The 17,696-nt window shown below is 30.3% G+C and carries 17 protein-coding genes and 2 tRNA genes; 14 read left to right on the top strand and 5 right to left on the bottom strand.

Annotated elements, in window-relative coordinates:
• Window positions 1–15 precede the first annotated feature (15 nt).
• Entirely contained in the window at window positions 16–831 is an 816-nt protein-coding gene (salC, locus tag ELQ11_RS00735; protein ID WP_070252798.1) for a peptidylprolyl isomerase SalC, read from the bottom strand.
• A gap of 64 nt (window positions 832–895) precedes the next feature.
• Between salC and gltX the strand changes: the two genes are divergently transcribed.
• The 4 genes from gltX to ELQ11_RS00715 are packed head-to-tail and all read left to right on the top strand — an operon-like array spanning window position 896 to window position 4,824.
• A complete protein-coding gene (gene gltX / locus ELQ11_RS00730; RefSeq protein ID WP_126264592.1) occupies window positions 896–2,287 on the top strand; it encodes a glutamate--tRNA ligase in 1,392 nt (463 codons plus the stop codon).
• 1 nt (window position 2,288) lies between these two features.
• Complete coding sequence (locus ELQ11_RS00725) at window positions 2,289–3,524, top strand: malic enzyme-like NAD(P)-binding protein (RefSeq protein ID WP_134225079.1); 1,236 nt, start codon at window positions 2,289–2,291, stop codon at window positions 3,522–3,524.
• On the top strand, window positions 3,521–4,147 hold the full coding sequence (gene upp, locus ELQ11_RS00720) for a uracil phosphoribosyltransferase (RefSeq protein WP_002871044.1): 627 nt from the start codon (window positions 3,521–3,523) through the stop codon (window positions 4,145–4,147). Before ELQ11_RS00725 ends, upp begins: the two co-directional genes overlap by 4 nt.
• Window positions 4,148–4,152: 5 nt before the next feature.
• The gene (locus ELQ11_RS00715; protein ID WP_126229807.1) at window positions 4,153–4,824 is read left to right on the top strand and encodes a menaquinone biosynthetic enzyme MqnA/MqnD family protein; all 672 of its coding nucleotides are present in this window, start codon (window positions 4,153–4,155) and stop codon (window positions 4,822–4,824) included.
• On the opposite strand, the gene ELQ11_RS00710 is transcribed toward ELQ11_RS00715, so the two are convergent.
• Both ELQ11_RS00710 and ELQ11_RS00705 read right to left on the bottom strand, forming a co-directional pair.
• Window positions 4,821–5,471, bottom strand: coding sequence for a TrkA family potassium uptake protein (locus tag ELQ11_RS00710; RefSeq protein ID WP_002861975.1), 651 nt, complete (start codon window positions 5,469–5,471; stop codon window positions 4,821–4,823). The genes ELQ11_RS00715 and ELQ11_RS00710 overlap by 4 nt on opposite strands.
• 10 nt (window positions 5,472–5,481) lie before the next feature.
• Window positions 5,482–6,825: a TrkH family potassium uptake protein gene (locus ELQ11_RS00705; RefSeq protein WP_126219079.1), complete on the bottom strand. Its 1,344-nt coding sequence runs from the start codon at window positions 6,823–6,825 to the stop codon at window positions 5,482–5,484.
• Window positions 6,826–6,964: 139 nt separating this feature from the next.
• On the opposite strand from ELQ11_RS00705, the gene ELQ11_RS00700 reads away from it, so the two are divergent.
• Window positions 6,965–7,040, top strand: a tRNA-Phe gene (locus ELQ11_RS00700).
• Between the two features lie 107 nt (window positions 7,041–7,147).
• Here the strand turns inward: ELQ11_RS00700 and ELQ11_RS00695 are convergent.
• Both ELQ11_RS00695 and ELQ11_RS00690 read right to left on the bottom strand, forming a co-directional pair.
• Window positions 7,148–7,224: transfer RNA gene (locus ELQ11_RS00695), tRNA-Ile, on the bottom strand.
• A 55-nt stretch (window positions 7,225–7,279) separates the two neighbouring features.
• Entirely contained in the window at window positions 7,280–8,380 is a 1,101-nt protein-coding gene (locus ELQ11_RS00690) for an FtsW/RodA/SpoVE family cell cycle protein (RefSeq protein ID WP_002871041.1), read from the bottom strand.
• A 77-nt stretch (window positions 8,381–8,457) separates the two neighbouring features.
• On the opposite strand from ELQ11_RS00690, the gene ELQ11_RS00685 reads away from it, so the two are divergent.
• The 9 genes from ELQ11_RS00685 to ELQ11_RS00645 all read left to right on the top strand — a co-directional run bounded on the left by ELQ11_RS00685 (window position 8,458) and on the right by ELQ11_RS00645 (window position 17,687).
• Entirely contained in the window at window positions 8,458–9,426 is a 969-nt protein-coding gene (locus ELQ11_RS00685; protein WP_074487199.1) for an RluA family pseudouridine synthase, read from the top strand.
• Window positions 9,371–10,606, top strand: a complete 1,236-nt coding sequence (locus tag ELQ11_RS00680) for a fibronectin type III domain-containing protein (protein ID WP_072223500.1) — start codon at window positions 9,371–9,373, stop codon at window positions 10,604–10,606. Before ELQ11_RS00685 ends, ELQ11_RS00680 begins: the two co-directional genes overlap by 56 nt.
• The gene (gene trmB / locus ELQ11_RS00675) at window positions 10,606–11,784 is read left to right on the top strand and encodes a tRNA (guanosine(46)-N7)-methyltransferase TrmB (RefSeq protein WP_126210859.1); all 1,179 of its coding nucleotides are present in this window, start codon (window positions 10,606–10,608) and stop codon (window positions 11,782–11,784) included. The genes ELQ11_RS00680 and trmB overlap by 1 nt, the downstream gene beginning before the upstream one ends.
• Before the next feature lie 69 nt (window positions 11,785–11,853).
• The gene (locus tag ELQ11_RS00670) at window positions 11,854–12,519 is read left to right on the top strand and encodes an ABC transporter ATP-binding protein (protein WP_002856386.1); all 666 of its coding nucleotides are present in this window, start codon (window positions 11,854–11,856) and stop codon (window positions 12,517–12,519) included.
• A complete protein-coding gene (locus tag ELQ11_RS00665) occupies window positions 12,506–13,312 on the top strand; it encodes an FtsX-like permease family protein (protein ID WP_052949228.1) in 807 nt (268 codons plus the stop codon). Before ELQ11_RS00670 ends, ELQ11_RS00665 begins: the two co-directional genes overlap by 14 nt.
• Window positions 13,309–14,502, top strand: coding sequence for a M23 family metallopeptidase (locus tag ELQ11_RS00660; protein WP_126229271.1), 1,194 nt, complete (start codon window positions 13,309–13,311; stop codon window positions 14,500–14,502). The genes ELQ11_RS00665 and ELQ11_RS00660 overlap by 4 nt, the downstream gene beginning before the upstream one ends.
• 51 nt (window positions 14,503–14,553) lie before the next feature.
• The gene (gene pyrH / locus ELQ11_RS00655) at window positions 14,554–15,273 is read left to right on the top strand and encodes a UMP kinase (protein WP_044779025.1); all 720 of its coding nucleotides are present in this window, start codon (window positions 14,554–14,556) and stop codon (window positions 15,271–15,273) included.
• A gap of 10 nt (window positions 15,274–15,283) precedes the next feature.
• On the top strand, window positions 15,284–15,508 hold the full coding sequence (locus tag ELQ11_RS00650; protein WP_002853464.1) for a DNA-directed RNA polymerase subunit omega: 225 nt from the start codon (window positions 15,284–15,286) through the stop codon (window positions 15,506–15,508).
• On the top strand, window positions 15,492–17,687 hold the full coding sequence (locus tag ELQ11_RS00645) for a bifunctional (p)ppGpp synthetase/guanosine-3',5'-bis(diphosphate) 3'-pyrophosphohydrolase (protein WP_002866265.1): 2,196 nt from the start codon (window positions 15,492–15,494) through the stop codon (window positions 17,685–17,687). The genes ELQ11_RS00650 and ELQ11_RS00645 overlap by 17 nt, the downstream gene beginning before the upstream one ends.
• The last annotated feature ends 9 nt before the right edge of the window (window positions 17,688–17,696 follow it).

Here is a 17,696-nt window from a genome sequence, read left to right as displayed (position 1 = left end):
TTTTAATTGTAATTTTTATCTTAAATATTCTATATTGATTTTAGAGCGGAGTTTATCAAAATAATCCTGTATGAAATTTTGTCTTTGTTCGCTTACATAAGCGTTTAAAACTTCATTTTTAACTTGCTCATATTCAGGAGTTTGTGCTCCATCTTTGCTTTTAACTTCATAAAGTTCATAGCCATTTTTTCCATTTAAAACAGGGGAAAAGCCTCCAACAGGAATTTGCGATAAAAGCCCTAAAAGTCTTAGATCGGCATTGCTTGTGTTTAAAGATGCATTTTGTGGTTTAAGGATTGTTTTTTTTGTATTTTTGATATTTTCTAAAGTTTGAGGATTGTTTGATAAATAAATATTTGCATTAATTTGTGTATAAAAAGTGAATTTATCTTTATTTTGTTCGAAAAATTTTTTTGCTCCATCATCACTAAAATCAGTTTTTGCCATACTTGCGATTTTTTCATAAAGCTTTCTTTTTTCTAAATCTTTTTTAAAATTTGCACGAAATTGTTCATAGCTTTGATTTTTGGAATTTAAATTTGCTTTGAAAGCATTTAAAGTAGTTTTGTTTTGAGCAAGCATTTTATTTATAGCATCATCAAGCTCTAGATCATTGACTACAATACCCAGTTGTTTCATTTGTGAAATTTCCATTTTTTCATTGATGAGTACGCCTAAAGCTTTATTTCTATCAATTTTAAGTGCTTTCATAGTTTGATCTATATCATAAGTCGTGATAGGCTCTTTGTCTACAACTACAGCTATAGCATTAATGGTATTTGCACTAGCTAAACTTGCAAAAAATGCAAAACTTAATAAAATTTTTTTCATTTCAAACCTTTATTTAAGTATAAATATTGCATTATATCAATAAAAATTTAAGAAAAGGCAAAAAATGCACGAAAAACTTACAACGCGTTTTGCTCCAAGCCCAACAGGGTATTTGCACATAGGTGGACTTAGAACAGCTCTTTATAATTATTTATACGCTAGAAAAAATGGTGGAAATTTTTTACTTCGTATTGAAGATACGGATTTAAAAAGAAATTCCAAAGAAGCTACTAAAGCAATTATCGAAGCTTTTAAATGGTGCGGTTTAGAACATGATGGAGAAGTAACTTACCAATCAGAGCGTTTTGATCTTTATAAAGAATATGTTAAAAAGCTTTTAGATGAAGGCAAAGCATATTATTGTTATATGAGTAAAGAAGAATTAGAAGAATTGCGCGCCAAGCAAGAAGCTGCGAAAGAGCGCCCAAGATATGATGGAAGATATAGAGAATTTAAAGGCACGCCACCTCAGGGTATAGAACCTGTTGTGCGTATTAAAGCGCCTCAAAGCGGTGAGATTGTTTTTGAAGATGGGGTTAAAGGCGAGGTGAGATTTAAAGCAGAGGATATAATGGATGATTTTATCATTGCAAGAAGTGATGGAACTCCAACTTATAATTTTACTGTTGTTATTGATGATGCTTTAATGGGGGTAAGTGATGTGATTCGTGGGGATGATCATCTTTCAAATACTCCTAAACAAATTGTGCTTTATGAGGCATTGGGTTTTAAAATTCCTAAATTTTTTCATGTGGCTATGATACATGGAGAAGATGGTAAAAAGCTTTCAAAAAGACATGGGGCAACTGATGTTATGGAATACAAAGAAATGGGAATTTTACCTCAAGCTTTGCTTAATTTTCTTGTGCGTTTAGGTTGGAGTCATGGTGATGATGAGGTTTTTTCACTAGAAGATTTGAAAAAACTTTTTGATCCTTATCATATCAATAAAAGCGCATCTTGTTATAATGCTAAAAAGCTTGAATGGCTTAATGCTCATTATATTAAAACTCTACCTTTTGAAGAGATTAACCGTCAGCTTAAAGATCTTGGCTTTGATTTATCTGTTTATGAAAAGGCAGGATTTTTACTTGATTTATTAAGAGAGCGTGCAAAAACCTTGCATGATATTATCAATGGTTCAAAAAGCATAGTTAATACGCCGCAAAATTATGATGAAAATGCAGTGCAAAAATTTGTTAACGAAAATAATTTAGAATTACTCCAAGCATTTGCTAATACACTTAAAGATCAAAAAACAGGTAAAGATTTTGAAGATTTTACAAATGATTTTTTAGAAAAAAAAGAAGCAAAGTTAAAAGATTTGGCTCAGCCTATACGCATAGCTTTAACAGGGAGTGCGGTAAGTCCTAGTATTTTTGAAGTATTAGAATTTTTAGGGGTTGATGAGTGTAAAAAAAGAATAGAAAATTTTTTAAAAGTTAGAGGAAAATAAAATGAATTTAAAAGAAGAAGCTTTAAAATACCATTTAGGTGGGAAAATTGATATTGTACCAAGTAAGCCAATGGCTACAAGTTATGATCTATCTTTGGCGTATAGCCCAGGAGTTGCAGAACCTTGCCTTGAAATCGCTAAAGATAATGAGCTTGCTTATACTTATACAAATAAGGCTAATTTGGTAGCTATAGTTAGCGATGGTTCTGCTGTTTTAGGACTTGGAAACATAGGAGCACAGGCTTCAAAACCTGTTATGGAAGGTAAGGCTTGTTTGTTTAAAAAATTTGCAAATGTTAATGCTTATGATATAGAAATTGATGTTCATAGTGTGGAAGAGATTGTAAATTTTTGCAAAGCTTTGGCTCCGACTGTGGGTGGGATAAATTTAGAAGATATAGCTGCTCCAAAATGTTTTGAAATTGAAGCGGCTTTGCAAGATTTAGGAATTCCTGTAATGCATGATGATCAGCATGGAACGGCTATTATTTCAACTGCGGGACTTATGAATGCTATGGAGATAAGCGGTAAAAAATTTAAAGGCATTAAGGTGGTTGTAAGTGGCGCAGGTGCCGCAGGTATAGCAAGTGCTAAGATGTATAGAAATTTAGGGGTCGAAAATATTATTTTAGTAGATAGCAAAGGTGTTGTTTCTAAGGATAGAAATGATTTAACTCCTCAAAAGCTTGAATTTGCTGTTGATTCTAAGGAAAAGACTTTAAAAGAAGTTTTAAAAGGAGCTGATGTTTTCCTAGGACTTAGTGCACCAAAAATTCTTGATGATGAAATGGTTTTAAGTATGGCAAAAGATCCTGTAATTTTTGCTTTGGCAAATCCTATCCCTGAAGTGATGCCTGAAGATGTGGCTAGACTTAGAAAAGATGCGATTGTAGGAACAGGAAGAAGTGATTATCCAAACCAAATCAATAATGTTTTAGGTTTTCCTTTTATTTTCCGTGGGGCTTTAGATGTGCGTGCAAGTAAAATCACTGAAAATATGAAAGTAGCAGCTGCTAAAGCATTAGCAGATCTTGCAAAACTTCCTGTAAGTGATGCGGTTAAAAAGGCTTATAATTTAAGCGCTTTAGAATTTGGAAGAGATTATGTCATACCAAAACCTTTTGATGAAAGAGTAAAAGCTGCAGTAAGTACAGCTGTAGCAGCAGCTGCGGTAAAAGATGGTGTGGCTAAGGTAAAAAATTTTAACGAGAAAGCTTATTTTGAAAGCTTAAAATGAAAAATATTTATTGCATCAATCATCCATTGATCGAACATAAATTAGGAATTTTAAGGGCTAAAGAGACAAAGCCCTTTCAATTTCGCATGTTAATCGATGAAATTTCATCTTTTTTGCTTTTTGAAGCGAGTAAAGATTTTTCTTTAAAAGAAATTGAAATTTCAACACCTATACAAAAAACTACAGTAAAAAAACTTGATGAAAAAATTATGATCTGCCCTATTTTAAGAGCTGCATTAGGAATGCTTGAAAGTGTTTTTAAGATGATTCCTGATGCAAGTGTTGGATTTTTGGGATTTGTAAGAAATGAAGAAACTTTAAAGGCGGATTTTTATTTTCAAAAACTTCCCAAAGATGCAAAAAAACGCACCGCTATTGTCATAGATCCTATGTTTGCTACAGGTGGAACTGCTATAGAGGCTTGTAATTTTTTAAAAAGCCAAGGAGTTAAAAAAATAAAATTTATATCCATACTTGCTGCTCCACAAGGTTTACAAAAATTTAGCCAAATGCATGATGATGTGGAAGTTTTTGTGGCTTGTATTGATGAAGGTTTAAATGAAAAAGGTTATATTATCCCAGGGCTTGGAGATGCAGGAGATAGAGTGTTTAACACTCTTTAAAAGAGATGATTTTTGGAAAAATTGATTATATTAATCTTTTGCCTTTACATATATATCTTAAGAAATATCCCTTACCTAATGGTTATAAAGCAAGCATGGAGTATAAAAAAGGAGTTCCAAGTAAGCTAAATAAAGATTTATTTTATAGAAGAATTGATGCAGCTATCATTTCAAGCATAGAAAGTGTTAGAAAAAAATATAAAAATTTAGATTTGGGTATTTGTGCTAATAAAAGAGTTTTAAGTGTTTTAGTAGAAAAAAATACATCAAATGCTAAAGATCCAAGTTCAGCAACTTCAAATGCTTTAGCTAAAGTATTAAAACAAGATGGAAAAGTAATTATAGGTGATAAGGCTTTAAAGCTTTATCTAAAAGATTCTTCTAAATATATCGATTTATGTGTAAAATGGCACGAAAAAACAGGATTGCCTTTTGTTTTTGCTAGATTCTCTTGTGTGCAAAAAAAAGCTTTATATAAACAAATTTTGAAAAAATTTTCAAAAACAAAGATTAAAATTCCTTATTATATACTGCAAAATTATGCCAAAACAAGGGATTTGGATGTAAAAGATGTTAGATATTATTTAGATGAAGTTATATATCATAAAATTTCTACTAAAGAAAAAACAGCCTTAAAGCGTTTTGTAAAGGCTTGCAAGGCTTTAAATCTTACTTAGTATTCAAATTCTCTAAGTTCTTTAACTGTTCCAAGAAGTATTACAACATCTCCACTATAAACTGTTGTGGTTTCTAAATCAGGCAGTATTTCCCAGTCGCTATTTAATTTTTTATAAGAAATCACTTTCATATTTTGTGCTACATGTTTTAAAGAATTTCCTGCTAATTTTTCATCTATATTGATCTTAATAGCTCGTATAGTATTTGCTGAAAGATCAAAAACTTCATAATCGGCATCTTTGGTTAAAAATTCTTTTACCAGTCTTTTAGCGCTTTCTTTTTCAGGATAAATAACCTTTGTTGCGCCTAACTTAGAAAGAATTTGACCATGGATATTAGAGGTTGCTTTAGCAATGATGTTTTTAACGCCTATATCTTTAAGTGCCATAAGAGTAAGGATTGATTTTTCAACATTTTCTCCTATGCTAACAATAACAACTTCAACATCATGAAAGCCTGCTTCTTTTAGAGCTGAAATATTTGTAGAATCTAAAATATAAGCATAGCTTGGAGGATTTTGTATACTTTTTAAAGTTTCCTCATCTTTATCCGCAACGATAACAGTATGACCTCCAGCAATGAGTTCATCTGCTACAACTGAGCCAAATTTTCCAAGTCCTATAATTCCATAATTAAGATTTTTCACGATTTTACCTTTATAAATTAACCTTTCCTTCAGGGAATTTTAAATGAATAGCTTTGTCTTGTTTGAATACCGAGAGTAAAAAAGCAAAAACACCTATCCTGCCACTTAGCATCATAATGATGATAATCACCTTGCTAGGATCGCTAAACAAAGCGCATAAAGATAAAGTTCCACCATTTCCTACCGAAATTCCTACGGTTGCAAAAGCTGAAGAAGTTTCAAAAAGCAAGGCTATAAAATCAAAATTTGACTCTAGCAAGGAAAGCAAAATAACAGCTATTACTATATAAACAGCTGAACCTACAGCTATAATAAAAGCTTTAGATATAGTTTCTCTTGGAATTTCATGTCCAAAAATTCTAACTCTTCCATCTCGGATACTCCAATAAGCATAGAGTAATAAAACCATTACAGTTGTTACTTTCATACCCCCAGCTGTTCCTCCTGGTGCACCACCAATAACCATAAACAATGATCCAAAAAATAAGCTCGCATCATGCAAATGTACCATATCTAAGGTGTTAAATCCTGCTGTGCGGTAATTAATAGCGATAAAATATGAGCTTAAAATTTTATCAAAAAATGAAAAATGTCCTATAGTCTGAGGATTTGAGTATTCAAAAGCAAAAATAATAAGCGTTGAAGAGAAAATAAGAAAAATACTTGCAACAACAACCATTTTTGTATGTAGGCTTAAATTTTGCAATTTTTTTCTTTGAAAAAAGTATAATTCAACCAAAACAAAATATCCAAGCCCTCCAATAATAATCAAAGAAGTGATAATAAGATTAATTGCTATATCATGTTTGTAAGCTATAAGTCCATGTTCAAATATGGTAAACCCAGAATTATTAAAAGCGCTAATAGAATGAAAAATTCCAAACCATAAAGCTTTCTTAAAATTCATTTCAAGGGCAAAACGCATGGTAAGAAGTATAGCACCTATTAATTCTATAGTAAAAATGAACAGCAAAACCTTTTTAAAAAATTTAAATAAACCATCCATTGATGGATAAAATAAAGACTCTTTTAGTAAATTTCTTGCACTAAATCCTACTTTTTTGCGTATGAGTATATAAACAAACAAACCTATACCCATATATCCCAAGCCTCCAATTTGCACCAAAGCCAAGATAATAATTTGTCCTGCTAAGGTAAAATCAACTGCAGTGTTCTTAACTGTTAATCCTGTCATACTAACAGCAGATGTGCTTGTAAAAAAGGCATCTAAAAAATCAATAGGAGTTGTATGTGCCCAGCTTGAATGTAGCAATAAAGCCCCAAACAATGCAATAATAATATAACCAGCTAGTAAAATTTTAAAAGTTCGTCTATCTAGTCCAAATTGTTTCAAAAAATTTCCATTTGATAATGATCTAAAGCGGGTATTCTATCTTATTAAAACTTTAAGGGAAATAAAATTTTATTTTTGTATTTAAACTTAAATTAAAGAAAAAAAGATACAATTACATTTTTACTTTATCAAACTAAGTGGTTGGATAGCTCAGTCGGTAGAGCAGCAGACTGAAAATCTGCGTGTCGGCAGTTCGATTCTGCCTCTAACCACCACTTTATCTTTCAAAAAATCACATTACATATTTTTTTACACAAGACCGAAATATTTAAAGGACTAAAAATTATTATTTTAAAGAGAGAGTCTATAGCTTATAACAGAATGGTGGATTTAGCAGGACTCGAACCTGCGACCAACCGGTTATGAGCCGGTTGCTCTAACCAACTGAGCTATAAATCCGCCTAAAGTTGATATTAAAAGATAGAATTATATCTTATTAATGCTTAAAAATATTTTATTTAGCCTTTATATCCGTCCAAAAATATCTAAAAGTGATTAAATGCTGTAAAATTCCAAAAAAAATCATAAAAATAGTAAAAGAACTTCCACCATAACTAAAAAAAGGCAAAGGGATTCCAACTACTGGTGCAAAACCTATAGTCATTGAGATATTTACTGCCGCATAAATAAAAATAAATAATGCAACACAATTAATAGCAACTCTAGTAAAATAATCATCTTTAAGTTTATAATTTAAACTAAGTAGATGAAAAATAAGTAAAATATAAAATATAATTAATGTCAATCCCCCAATAAATCCAAATCTTTCTATCATGTAAGCGAAGATAAAATCACTAGTTGAAATAGGTAAAAATTTAAAATGAGTTTGCGTAGCTTCATCTTGAGATTTTCCAGTTAAACCACCATTTCCAATGGCTATCATTGATTGGGCTACTTGATAACTTGGTTTTTCTGAAATAAAATCATGAATTCTTTGCTTTTGGTAGGGCTTTAAAAGATGTGTATAAATAATAGGAGAACTAACACTTATAGCTATAACAATACTTAACCAAATTTTATAATGAACTCCCATGATAAAAAGAACTCCAAAACCAACAAGTAGTAAAACCATAGCACTTCCTAAATCAGGTTCTTTTGCAATTAGCAAAAAAGGCAAGATGATGTAAAAGCTAAGTTTGATGAATTGTTTAAGTTTATATCCATTTTTTGGAGGAGGATTTTGATAAATAAGATAAGCAAGCATTAAAATAAAACTAGGTTTAAAAATTTCAGAAGGTTGTATAGTAAAATGAGTAAAAGGAATTTCAAGCCATCTTTTAGCACCTAATTTTTCAACCCCAAAAATATCTACGCTTAGCAATAAAAAAATATTAATCCAATAAGCAACAGGAATAATCCAAATAAATTTCCTTATGGGAAAGAAGAAAAAAACCATAAAAGCAAATAATCCCACACAGGCATAAACAAACTGTTTTTCTGCTAAAAAAGGATTAGCTTCAAAGATCAAGAAAAATGAAATAAGAATTATGGGTAAAAATAAAATGGGTTGCATATAGTCAAAATGAGTTAAAATTCTTCTATCTAATCTAAACAAAATTTGCCTTCAGTTGGTAATATAAAGCTATAATTATAAACTAAAATTTTAAATTTATCAAAACCTCTAAGGAAAAAATGCAAACTTTTTTAGTGGATGAAAATTCAAGGCTTGATGTGTTTTTGGCTAAAAAATTAAACCAAAGTCGCAATCAAGTTGCTTTACTTATAGAAAAAGATTGCGTACGGGTTAATGATAAAATTCAAGATAAAAATTCATTTAAGCTTAAAAATGGTGATATTATTTCTATTGCAAGTTTAAAGCTTTATGATGAGATAAAACCTCAGTTTGAAGTGGATTTTGATATTGATGTGTTATACGAAGATGAAGATTTGCTTGTTTTAAATAAACCTTCAAATTTAGTCGTTCATGGAGCAAGTAGCGTTAAAAATGCTACTTTGGTGGATTGGTTAATAGAAAAAAAATATACTTTATCAAATTTAGGAGGAGAGATAAGAGCTGGTCTTGTTCATAGATTAGATAAAGATACAAGCGGAGCTATACTAATAGCGAAAAATAATTTCACCCATCAAAAATTAAGCGAACAGCTTGCAGATAAAAGCATGGGAAGAATTTATCTTGCGTTAATTGATTTGCCACTAAAAGAAGATAAAATTATAGTAGAAAAATTTTTAATGCGTTCGCCTTCTAATGCTATTAAAAAAATAGCCATAGATAAGGAAAATAAATTCAGTAAAAACGCAAAATCAGCTTTTATAAATATAGTAAAAACTGAAAATTTAACTTTGATGGCTGCTAAGCTTTTTACAGGAAGAACTCATCAAATTAGAGCGCATTTGGCTAGTTTAAATCGCTATATTTTGGGTGATAGTTTGTATGGTTATAAGGGTAAGTATGATTGTAGGATAATGTTACATGCTTATTTTTTGTATTTTATCCATCCAAAAACTAAAGAGCAAATTTTTGTTAAAGCACCTTTGATGGAAGATTTTAAAAATATTATGTTTGAACAAATTAATTTAGGAGAGAATGATGAAAAGATTTCGCTTGAGTTTTTACTTGAGTTTTTTAACTCTTTTGCTTAGCGCTTGTAGTGTTTCGCAAATGAATTCACTAGCTTCAAGCAAAGAGCTTACTGTAAATGAAAGCTTGCCAAAGATTGAAAGTTTAAAAAGTCTTAGTGATATGAGTAATATTGCTTTTGAATGGGAGCCTTTATATAATGAAAATATCAAAGGATTTTATTTGTATCGTTCTAGTGATGAAAATCCTGATTTTAAACTTGTAGGCACTATTAAAGATAAATTTCAAACTCATTATGTAGATACTAAATTAGAGCCTGGTACTAAGTATCGTTATATGATGAAAAGCTTTAATGAGCAAGGACAAATTTCAGAAGATGGCAAGGTTATAGAAGTGAGTACAGCTCCAAGACTTGAAGCTGTTCCTTTTATTCAAGCTGTGACCAATTTACCTAATCGTATTAAACTTATTTGGCGTCCGCATCCTGATTTTAGGGTTGATTCTTATATTATTGAAAGAACCAAAGGTGATGATAAAGAATTTAAAAAAATTGCAGAAGTAAAAAATCGCTTAAATGCTGAATACATCGATAGTGATTTAAAACCTAATGAAAATTCAAGTTATAGAATTATTGCTGTGAGTTTTAATGGGATAAAGAGTGATCCAAGTCAGGTTGTAAGTTCTACAAGCAAGGCTTTACCTCCTCATGTTGAGCATTTAAGTGCTAGCACAGATGGTTCCAATAAAATCATTTTAACTTGGGATGCTCCTACATATGAAGATTTTGCTTATTATAAAGTTTATTCTACGAGCTCAAGTTTCCTTCCTTTTAGTGTTTTGGCAAAGACTGATAAAAATTCTTATGAGGATATAGTAGAAGGAGCAGGTAAAAGCAAGTATTATAAAGTAACAATAGTGGATAAAGATGGTCTTGAAAGTCCTATGCCAAAAGATGGTGTAGAGGGTAGAACTTTAGGTAATCCTTTGGCTCCTAGTATTATTTTGGCCCAAAGCACAAGTGAAGGGATAAATTTAGAATGGAGTGATAATGATACTAGAGCTGTTGAATATGAAGTAAGACGCTATGGTGGAGAGCAAAATGCAGTTTTTAAAGGCATTAAAGAAAAGCGATTAAAAGATGTAAAAGCTTTACCAGGGGTGGAATATAGTTATGAAGTTATTGCTATTGATTCGGCTGGGCTTCGTTCAGAACCTTCAAGCAGAGTTAAGGCGGCTCAGTAGTGCCAAATTTTAAAAGCAAAAAGATCAAAGAAATGAATCTGCCTTATAGCAAGGATGATGTTGAATTTCTTTGGCTTGCTAAGAATGATAATGTTAGTCTTATTTATACAAAGGTTCAAGAAGAGAGTTTTTTTCTGCAGATTAAAAAAACACAAAATGGTTTTGTGATTAAAGGCGATAAACATATAAAACCTTCTAAAATAGGTTATCTACAAAAGGCTTTAAAAATCTTTAAAGAAGGTTTTTGTGAGGATATTATCAATGAAGCTTTTGGACTTAAAAACAATGCTTTAATTGAAAAAACACCATTTATTGTTGATAGCTTTGATGAACTTTTATCTAGACTTCAAGGTAAAATTTATATAGAAATAGGCTTTGGATCAGGAAGACATTTGCTTTATCAAGCAAAAGAAAATCCGAATGTTTTAATTTTAGGGGTGGAAATTTACAATCCAGCTTTAACTCAAGTAGCTAAACTTGCTAAGGCACAAAATGTAAATAATATTTTGCTAATCCAAAGTGATGCGAGATTGTTATTGAGTGTATTAAAATCAAAATCAGTTGAAAAAATTTTTTTACATTTTCCTGTTCCTTGGGACAAAAAGCCTCATAGGCGAGTTATTGGGAAGGATTTTTGCAAAGAATGTGCTAGGGTTTTAGTTCAAAATGGTCGTTTTGAACTTAGAACAGATAGTTTTGAGTATTTTAATTTTACTTTAAAGCAATTTTTGACTTTTCCTGCTCCAAAATTTAGTCTTAGAAAAAATGAAAATTTAGAAATTTCAAGTAAATATGAAGATAGATGGAAAAAGCAAGAAAAAAATATATATGATCTTTGGGTGTGGAATTTTAACCAAGAGTGTAAAAACTATGAGTTAAATGAATTTAATCTCTCATCGGTTGAATTTTCTAAAGTGGATTTGAAAAAAATAGAGCAGAACTTTAAAAATATTACTATAAAAAAAGATGATTTTTTCTTACATTTTGAAAGCATCTATAAACAAGATGAGAAATTACTTATAAAGGTTGCTTTTGGAGCTTTCAATAAGCCTGAATGTTGTTATTTGCATCTTGATAAAACGATCGCTTTTGCTTTTAAAGAACCATTTAAAATTCAAGAAAATATTAAAGCAATAAATGAATTAAAAGAAATTTTAAAAGTTCAGTTTAAAATATAATTTTTCTTGAAAATTAAGCAAAAATAAAGCATAATTTAAAAATTTAAAAAGGGAAATTAAGGAAAAAGGATGCCTAATTTAATCCAAGCAAATAAACTTACTTTAGGTTATGATGAACTAGTTATTAAAGAAGCAAGTTTTGCTTTTAAGGATGATGATTTTGTTTTTATTACGGGTAAAAGTGGGAGTGGTAAGAGTACGCTTTTAAAGTCTTTTTATGGGGATTTAGAACCTATTTCTGGTAAGCTTGAAGTATGTGGATCTTTGATGAATAAAATTGGAAATTTAGAACTTTTAAAATTGCGTCAAAGAATAGGGATTATTTTTCAAGATTATAAACTTGTACAAGAATATAGTGTTGAAAAAAATGTTATGTTACCTTTAATGATTAAAGGTTATAGCAAAAAAGTATGCCATGATCAAGCTGCTAAGCTTTTAAAGCATGTAAATTTAACTTTTAAAGCAGATAAATTGCCTAATCAACTTAGCGGTGGTGAGCAACAACGCGTCGCTATGGCTAGGGCTTTAGCTCATAATCCAAAGCTTTTGCTTTGCGATGAGCCAACGGGAAATTTGGACGAGTATTCTTCTGATATTATATGGACTCTTTTAAAGTCTGCTAGAGAACTTTTAGGAACTTGTGTTATAGTGGTAACACATAGAATTCCTAGTAATTTAAGAGTGGATTATCGTCGTTTTAATATAGAAAATGGAAAAATGAATGAAATTTTTTAAAACACATTTATCTTTAATTTTACCTTTACTTTTTATGATGTTTGCTTTTGAATTTATTTTGATTACAAATGCAACTTTGAAGCATTATGAAGAACTTGTTAATAAAGATTATAATATTATAGTTGTCAGTAAAACTGAACTTGATCAGAATGCAGTAAAAACAAAAGTACCATTTTTTGCTGGACTTGAATCTTTAGATCCCAAGGATTTAATCAATCGTTTGAGAAATGATATTTCTGAAAAGAATTTGAAAGTTTTAAAAGATTCTCTGCCAAAATTTTATACTTTAAAATTAAATTCTTTACCCGATCAAAATGAACTAAATTCGATTAAAAATCAACTTTTAAATATTGTAGGTGTTAGCAAGGTTGAAACTTTTTCCAAAACCCATGATAAGATATACTCTTTGCTTATTTTGATGAAATTTGTTTTTTGGTTATTTTTGTTTATCATTATTTTGCTTGCCTTTGTTTTGTTTTTAAAACAGATGAGAATTTGGCTTTATGAGCATACCGATCGTATTGAAATTATGTGTTTATTTGGAGCTCCGTTTTGGTTTAGATCTTTTATGCTTTATAAGGTGGTTGTGGTTGATTGTTTTATTGCTTTTATTATTTTGCTTGCCTTTTTTACCCAAATTTTTGATCTTTCTATTATCCAAGAAAGTTTAAAGGCTGTAGATATTATTTTTCCACCTATTAACTTTATTTTACATTTGACTTTAATTTTTTTAGCTACTTTGTTTATTTGCTTGTTGTGTGTAAATACGGTTATGTTTAAGGTTAAAAGATGAGAAAAAATATTCTTCTCTTTTTTTGTTTTTTTTTGTTTGTTGATATAAGTTTAGCAAACGCTATAAATGAAAAAACAAAAAGTTTAGAAGAAAATAAACGCATACAAGAACAGTTAAATAAAAAACTTGAAGATTTGGCTAGCGATATTTTAAATGGTGAAAAAAGTTTGAAAGATCTAAGTTTGCAAATTGAAAGCTTAAATTCACAAACTTCTAAGCTTGAAGCAAGTGCTAAGGCTCAAAATCAAGAGTTGAACACCCTTGCAAGCCAAAATGAAGATTTGCTTAAAAGTAAATCAAATATGGAAAGTAAGCTTATATCTTTAATGGCTAAAGATTTTGCTTATGATTTACCTATCCCTCAAGGCTATATTGAAAGTGAAGAAAGTTTTATGGCTTTTGAAATTTTAGGAAGTTTAAACAAAGTTTTAAATGAAGAAATTTTAAAAATTTCTAAAGATTATGAGGGAGTAAATAGGCTTATTGATGATAAACAAGCTCAGATTAAGAAAATCAATGATAGTCTTAAGGATTACAACGCTCAATTAACCAAACTTCAAAGTTTAAAACAGAAACAAATTAGCGAAATCAACAAACAAAAAACAGATCGAACCATATATGCAAAAAAACTTGATGACTTACAAGCTCAGCAAGAAGAGCTTAGAAAAACATTAAATCAATTAAAAATTATTAATGATAAAGAAAATGTAAATTCAAGCAAAAATGATACTAAAATAGTAAAAAATAATCAACAAATAAGGCAATTAGGTTCAAGCTATCAAGGAGGTTCAGTCAAGCGTTACACAGGAAAAAAAACCATAGCTCCATTAGATTCTTTTACTGTGAAGCAAAAATTTGGAAATTATGTTGATCCTGTTTATAATCTTAAAATTTTTAACGAGAATGTAGTTTTAAGAAGCAATAAAAGCGATGCAGTTGTTAAAAATGTGCTAGATGGAAAAATAGTTTTTGCCAAAGATACTAGTATGCTAGCTCGAGTTGTTATTGTTGAACATGATAATGGCATACATACAATATATGCACATTTAGATAAGATTGCTCCTAATATTAAAGTTGGTAAGAATATTAAAAAAGGTGCCGTAGTGGGTAGAATAAAAAATGATCTTACTTTTGAAGTAACTCAAAAAAATTTTCATATCAATCCTTTGGAGCTCATTAGCTTAAATTAGCTAAATTTAATGGAATTTAAAATATAATTTCAAGTTAAATAAGGAGAAATAATGCAAGAGAGAAAAAGAGTTTTAGTAAAATTTTCAGGAGAGGCTTTAGCAGGTGAAAATGGCTTTGGCATAGAAAATTCTATTTTAAAATTCATAGCTTCAGAGATTAAAGAACTTGTAAAAAATCAAATAGAAGTAGGCATAGTTATAGGTGGTGGCAATATTATTCGTGGAGTAAGTGCTGCTAAGGGCGGATTGATTAAAAGGACAAGTGGCGATCATATGGGAATGCTTGCTACGGTTATCAATGCTATTGCCATTCAAGAAGCCTTGGAAAGCTCTGGGCTTGAAGTGAGGGTTCAAAGTGCTATTCAGATGGAAGCATTTTGTGAAACTTATATTATGAGAAGAGCACAAAGACACTTAGAAAAGGGTCGTGTTGTGGTTTTTGCTGCAGGCACTGGAAATCCTTATTTTACTACAGATACAACAGCTATTTTAAGAGCTGTAGAAATTGATGCAGATATGGTAATAAAAGCTACAAAAGTTAATGGAGTTTATGATAAAGATCCAAAAAAATTTGATGATGCAGTATTTTTAAATACTTTAAGTTATGATGAGGCTATGCAAGATAATATTAAAGTGATGGATGATACAGCGATAGCTTTAGCTAAAGACAACAAACTTCCTATAGTGGTTTGTAATATGTTTGAAGAGGGTAATTTACTTAAAATCATACAAGGTAATACTAGCCTTTGTTCAATCGTTAAAAATAATTAAGGAGAAAATTATGGATAAAAGAATAGAAGAAGTAGCGGCAAAAGCTTTGGAAAAAATGGGTAATGATAGATATCGCCTTTCTTTAGTGGTAGCAAAAAGAGCGGAACAATTGGCGAATGGAGCAACCCCTTTGGTAGACTTTGATAAAAATAAAAATAAACTTGCAGATATAGCTTTATATGAAATTGCAGAAAATAAAATCACTTTAGAGGGTTTAGTTGAAACCAATCGATGAAGAATTATTGCTTGAACAATTAATCGATAATGTAAAAAATTGTAAAGATTTAGAAGCTGCTAAGGCTTTACTTTTCGAAATTTGTGGCCATGATGCCATTCTTGAAAAAGCAGTAGATTACTGTATATTTTGCCATGAAGGGCAGTTTAGAAAAAGTGGAGAGCCTTATGCGGTACATCCTATTTTAGTAGCAACACTGGTTGGATTTTTAAGTGAAAATAAAAGTAATATTTTAGCTGCTTTATTGCATGATGTGATCGAAGATACAAACTGCACCGAAGAAGAACTTAGAGAGCAGTTTGGTTCTGAGGTTTTAAAACTTGTTTTAGGGCTTACTAAAATTATAGAAATTAGAGAAGATAATCTCATTTCATCAAAATCTAAAAAAAGTTTAACTAAATCAGCCTTGACTTTCAGAAATATGCTTTTAGCAAGCATTGAAGATGTTGGGGTTTTGATTGTGAAGTTATGCGATAGGTTGCATAATATGCTTACTCTTGATATTCTAAGAGAAGATAAGCAAAAAAGAATCAGCGAAGAAACTTTAGTTGTATATGCCCCAATAGCTCATAGACTTGGTATTTCAAGCATAAAAAATTATTTGGAAGATCTTAGTTTTAAATATCTTATGCCAGATGAGTATAAGCTTATTGACAATTATATCAATTCCAATAATCAAGAAATGCAATTAGGTTTAAATGAATTTATTTCCAAAATCGAACTTTTATTTTTGAGTAATGGCTTTAGACAAGGTAGTTTTGAAATTCAAAAACGCATTAAGCATAGTTATTCTATTTATCTTAAAATGCAAAGAAAAGGCATTGGTATTGAAGAAGTTCTTGATTTACTTGGGGTAAGAATTTTGGTTGAAAAAGTAAGTGATTGTTACTTAGCTTTGGGAATTTTACATACACATTTTAATCCCTTGGTTTCGCGTTTTAAGGATTATATAGCCTTGCCTAAACAAAATGGTTATCAAACCATACATACCACACTTTTTGATGCTAAAAGTATTATAGAAGCACAAATTCGAACTTTTGATATGCATAAAATTGCGGAATTTGGTATAGCAGCGCATTGGAAATATAAAGAAGATGGCAGTGTGGTTGCGCCTCGTCTTGATTGGCTTACAGATATTTCAATGCAAAGTATAAACAATCTTGAAAATGCAGAAGATTATAATGCTATTGAGCTTTATGAATATGCTAAAGATAGTCTTTATGTTGAAGATGTCGCAGTTTATTCTCCTAAGGGAGAAATTTTCACTTTGCCTCGTGGTGCAACGGTTCTTGATTTTGCTTATGAAGTGCATACCAAAGTAGGGCTTCATGCAAAAAGTGCTTATGTAAATCGTATTAAAGTGCCTTTGTTAACCGAGCTTAAAAATGGCGATATTGTGCGAGTGGTTACTAGCAATGATAAATTTTATCGCTGTTCTTGGATAGATAGTGTTAAAACAGGAAAAGCAAAAGCAAGTATAAGGGAATTTTGTAAGCAAAAAATCAGAGAGATTAATCTAGCAAGTTCTATTAATATGTTAAGTTTTATTTTTGGAGTTGATAAAAACAGAATTGAAACTTGGATAGAAAAAGAAAATTTAGCCAGACGTATTAGACAAGTAGCAACAGATAGTGCTTATTTGAAAGATATAGTTAATGGTCTTAAAAAATACGCCAAGAAGTCATATTGGTTTGATAAATATGAGATTAAAGAGCAAAAAATAGGAAATTTTACTCTATATTGTAACCATAAAATCGCTAATGTGGATTTTGATTTTTGCTGCCATCCAAAAAGAGGTGATGCTGTTTTAGCTTTTGTTAAAGGTGGTAACGCTATTGTCCATCATAAGCTTTGCGATAGAGCTGATAAAATGATAGATAATAATCAAGATATGGTATTTATAAAATGGGATTCTAACATCCCTAAATCTTATAAATTGATTTTTTCTTTGGAAAATAAAAAAGGTGTTTTAGCGGAATTTTTGGCATTTTTAGCTAAAATGCAGATAAATTTATTAACAATTAATTTATCAAGTGATTTAAATTCGGCGGTAGATTATTTTGAGATTACAATGGAAATTCCTGATAATATCAATCCAGATAGTGTCAAGGATAGGTTAAAATCTCGTTGTAAAATTTTAGATTTTACATCTTTAAATGATGCTTATAAAGAAGGTTAAAAAGGTTTA

Origin of the sequence: Campylobacter sp. US50a (genome assembly GCF_004379015.1) — a bacterium.
Lineage (GTDB): Bacteria > Campylobacterota > Campylobacteria > Campylobacterales > Campylobacteraceae > Campylobacter_D > Campylobacter_D jejuni.
Note: the sequence above shows the minus strand (reverse complement) of the source record. Positions and strands in the feature narration are given on the sequence as shown.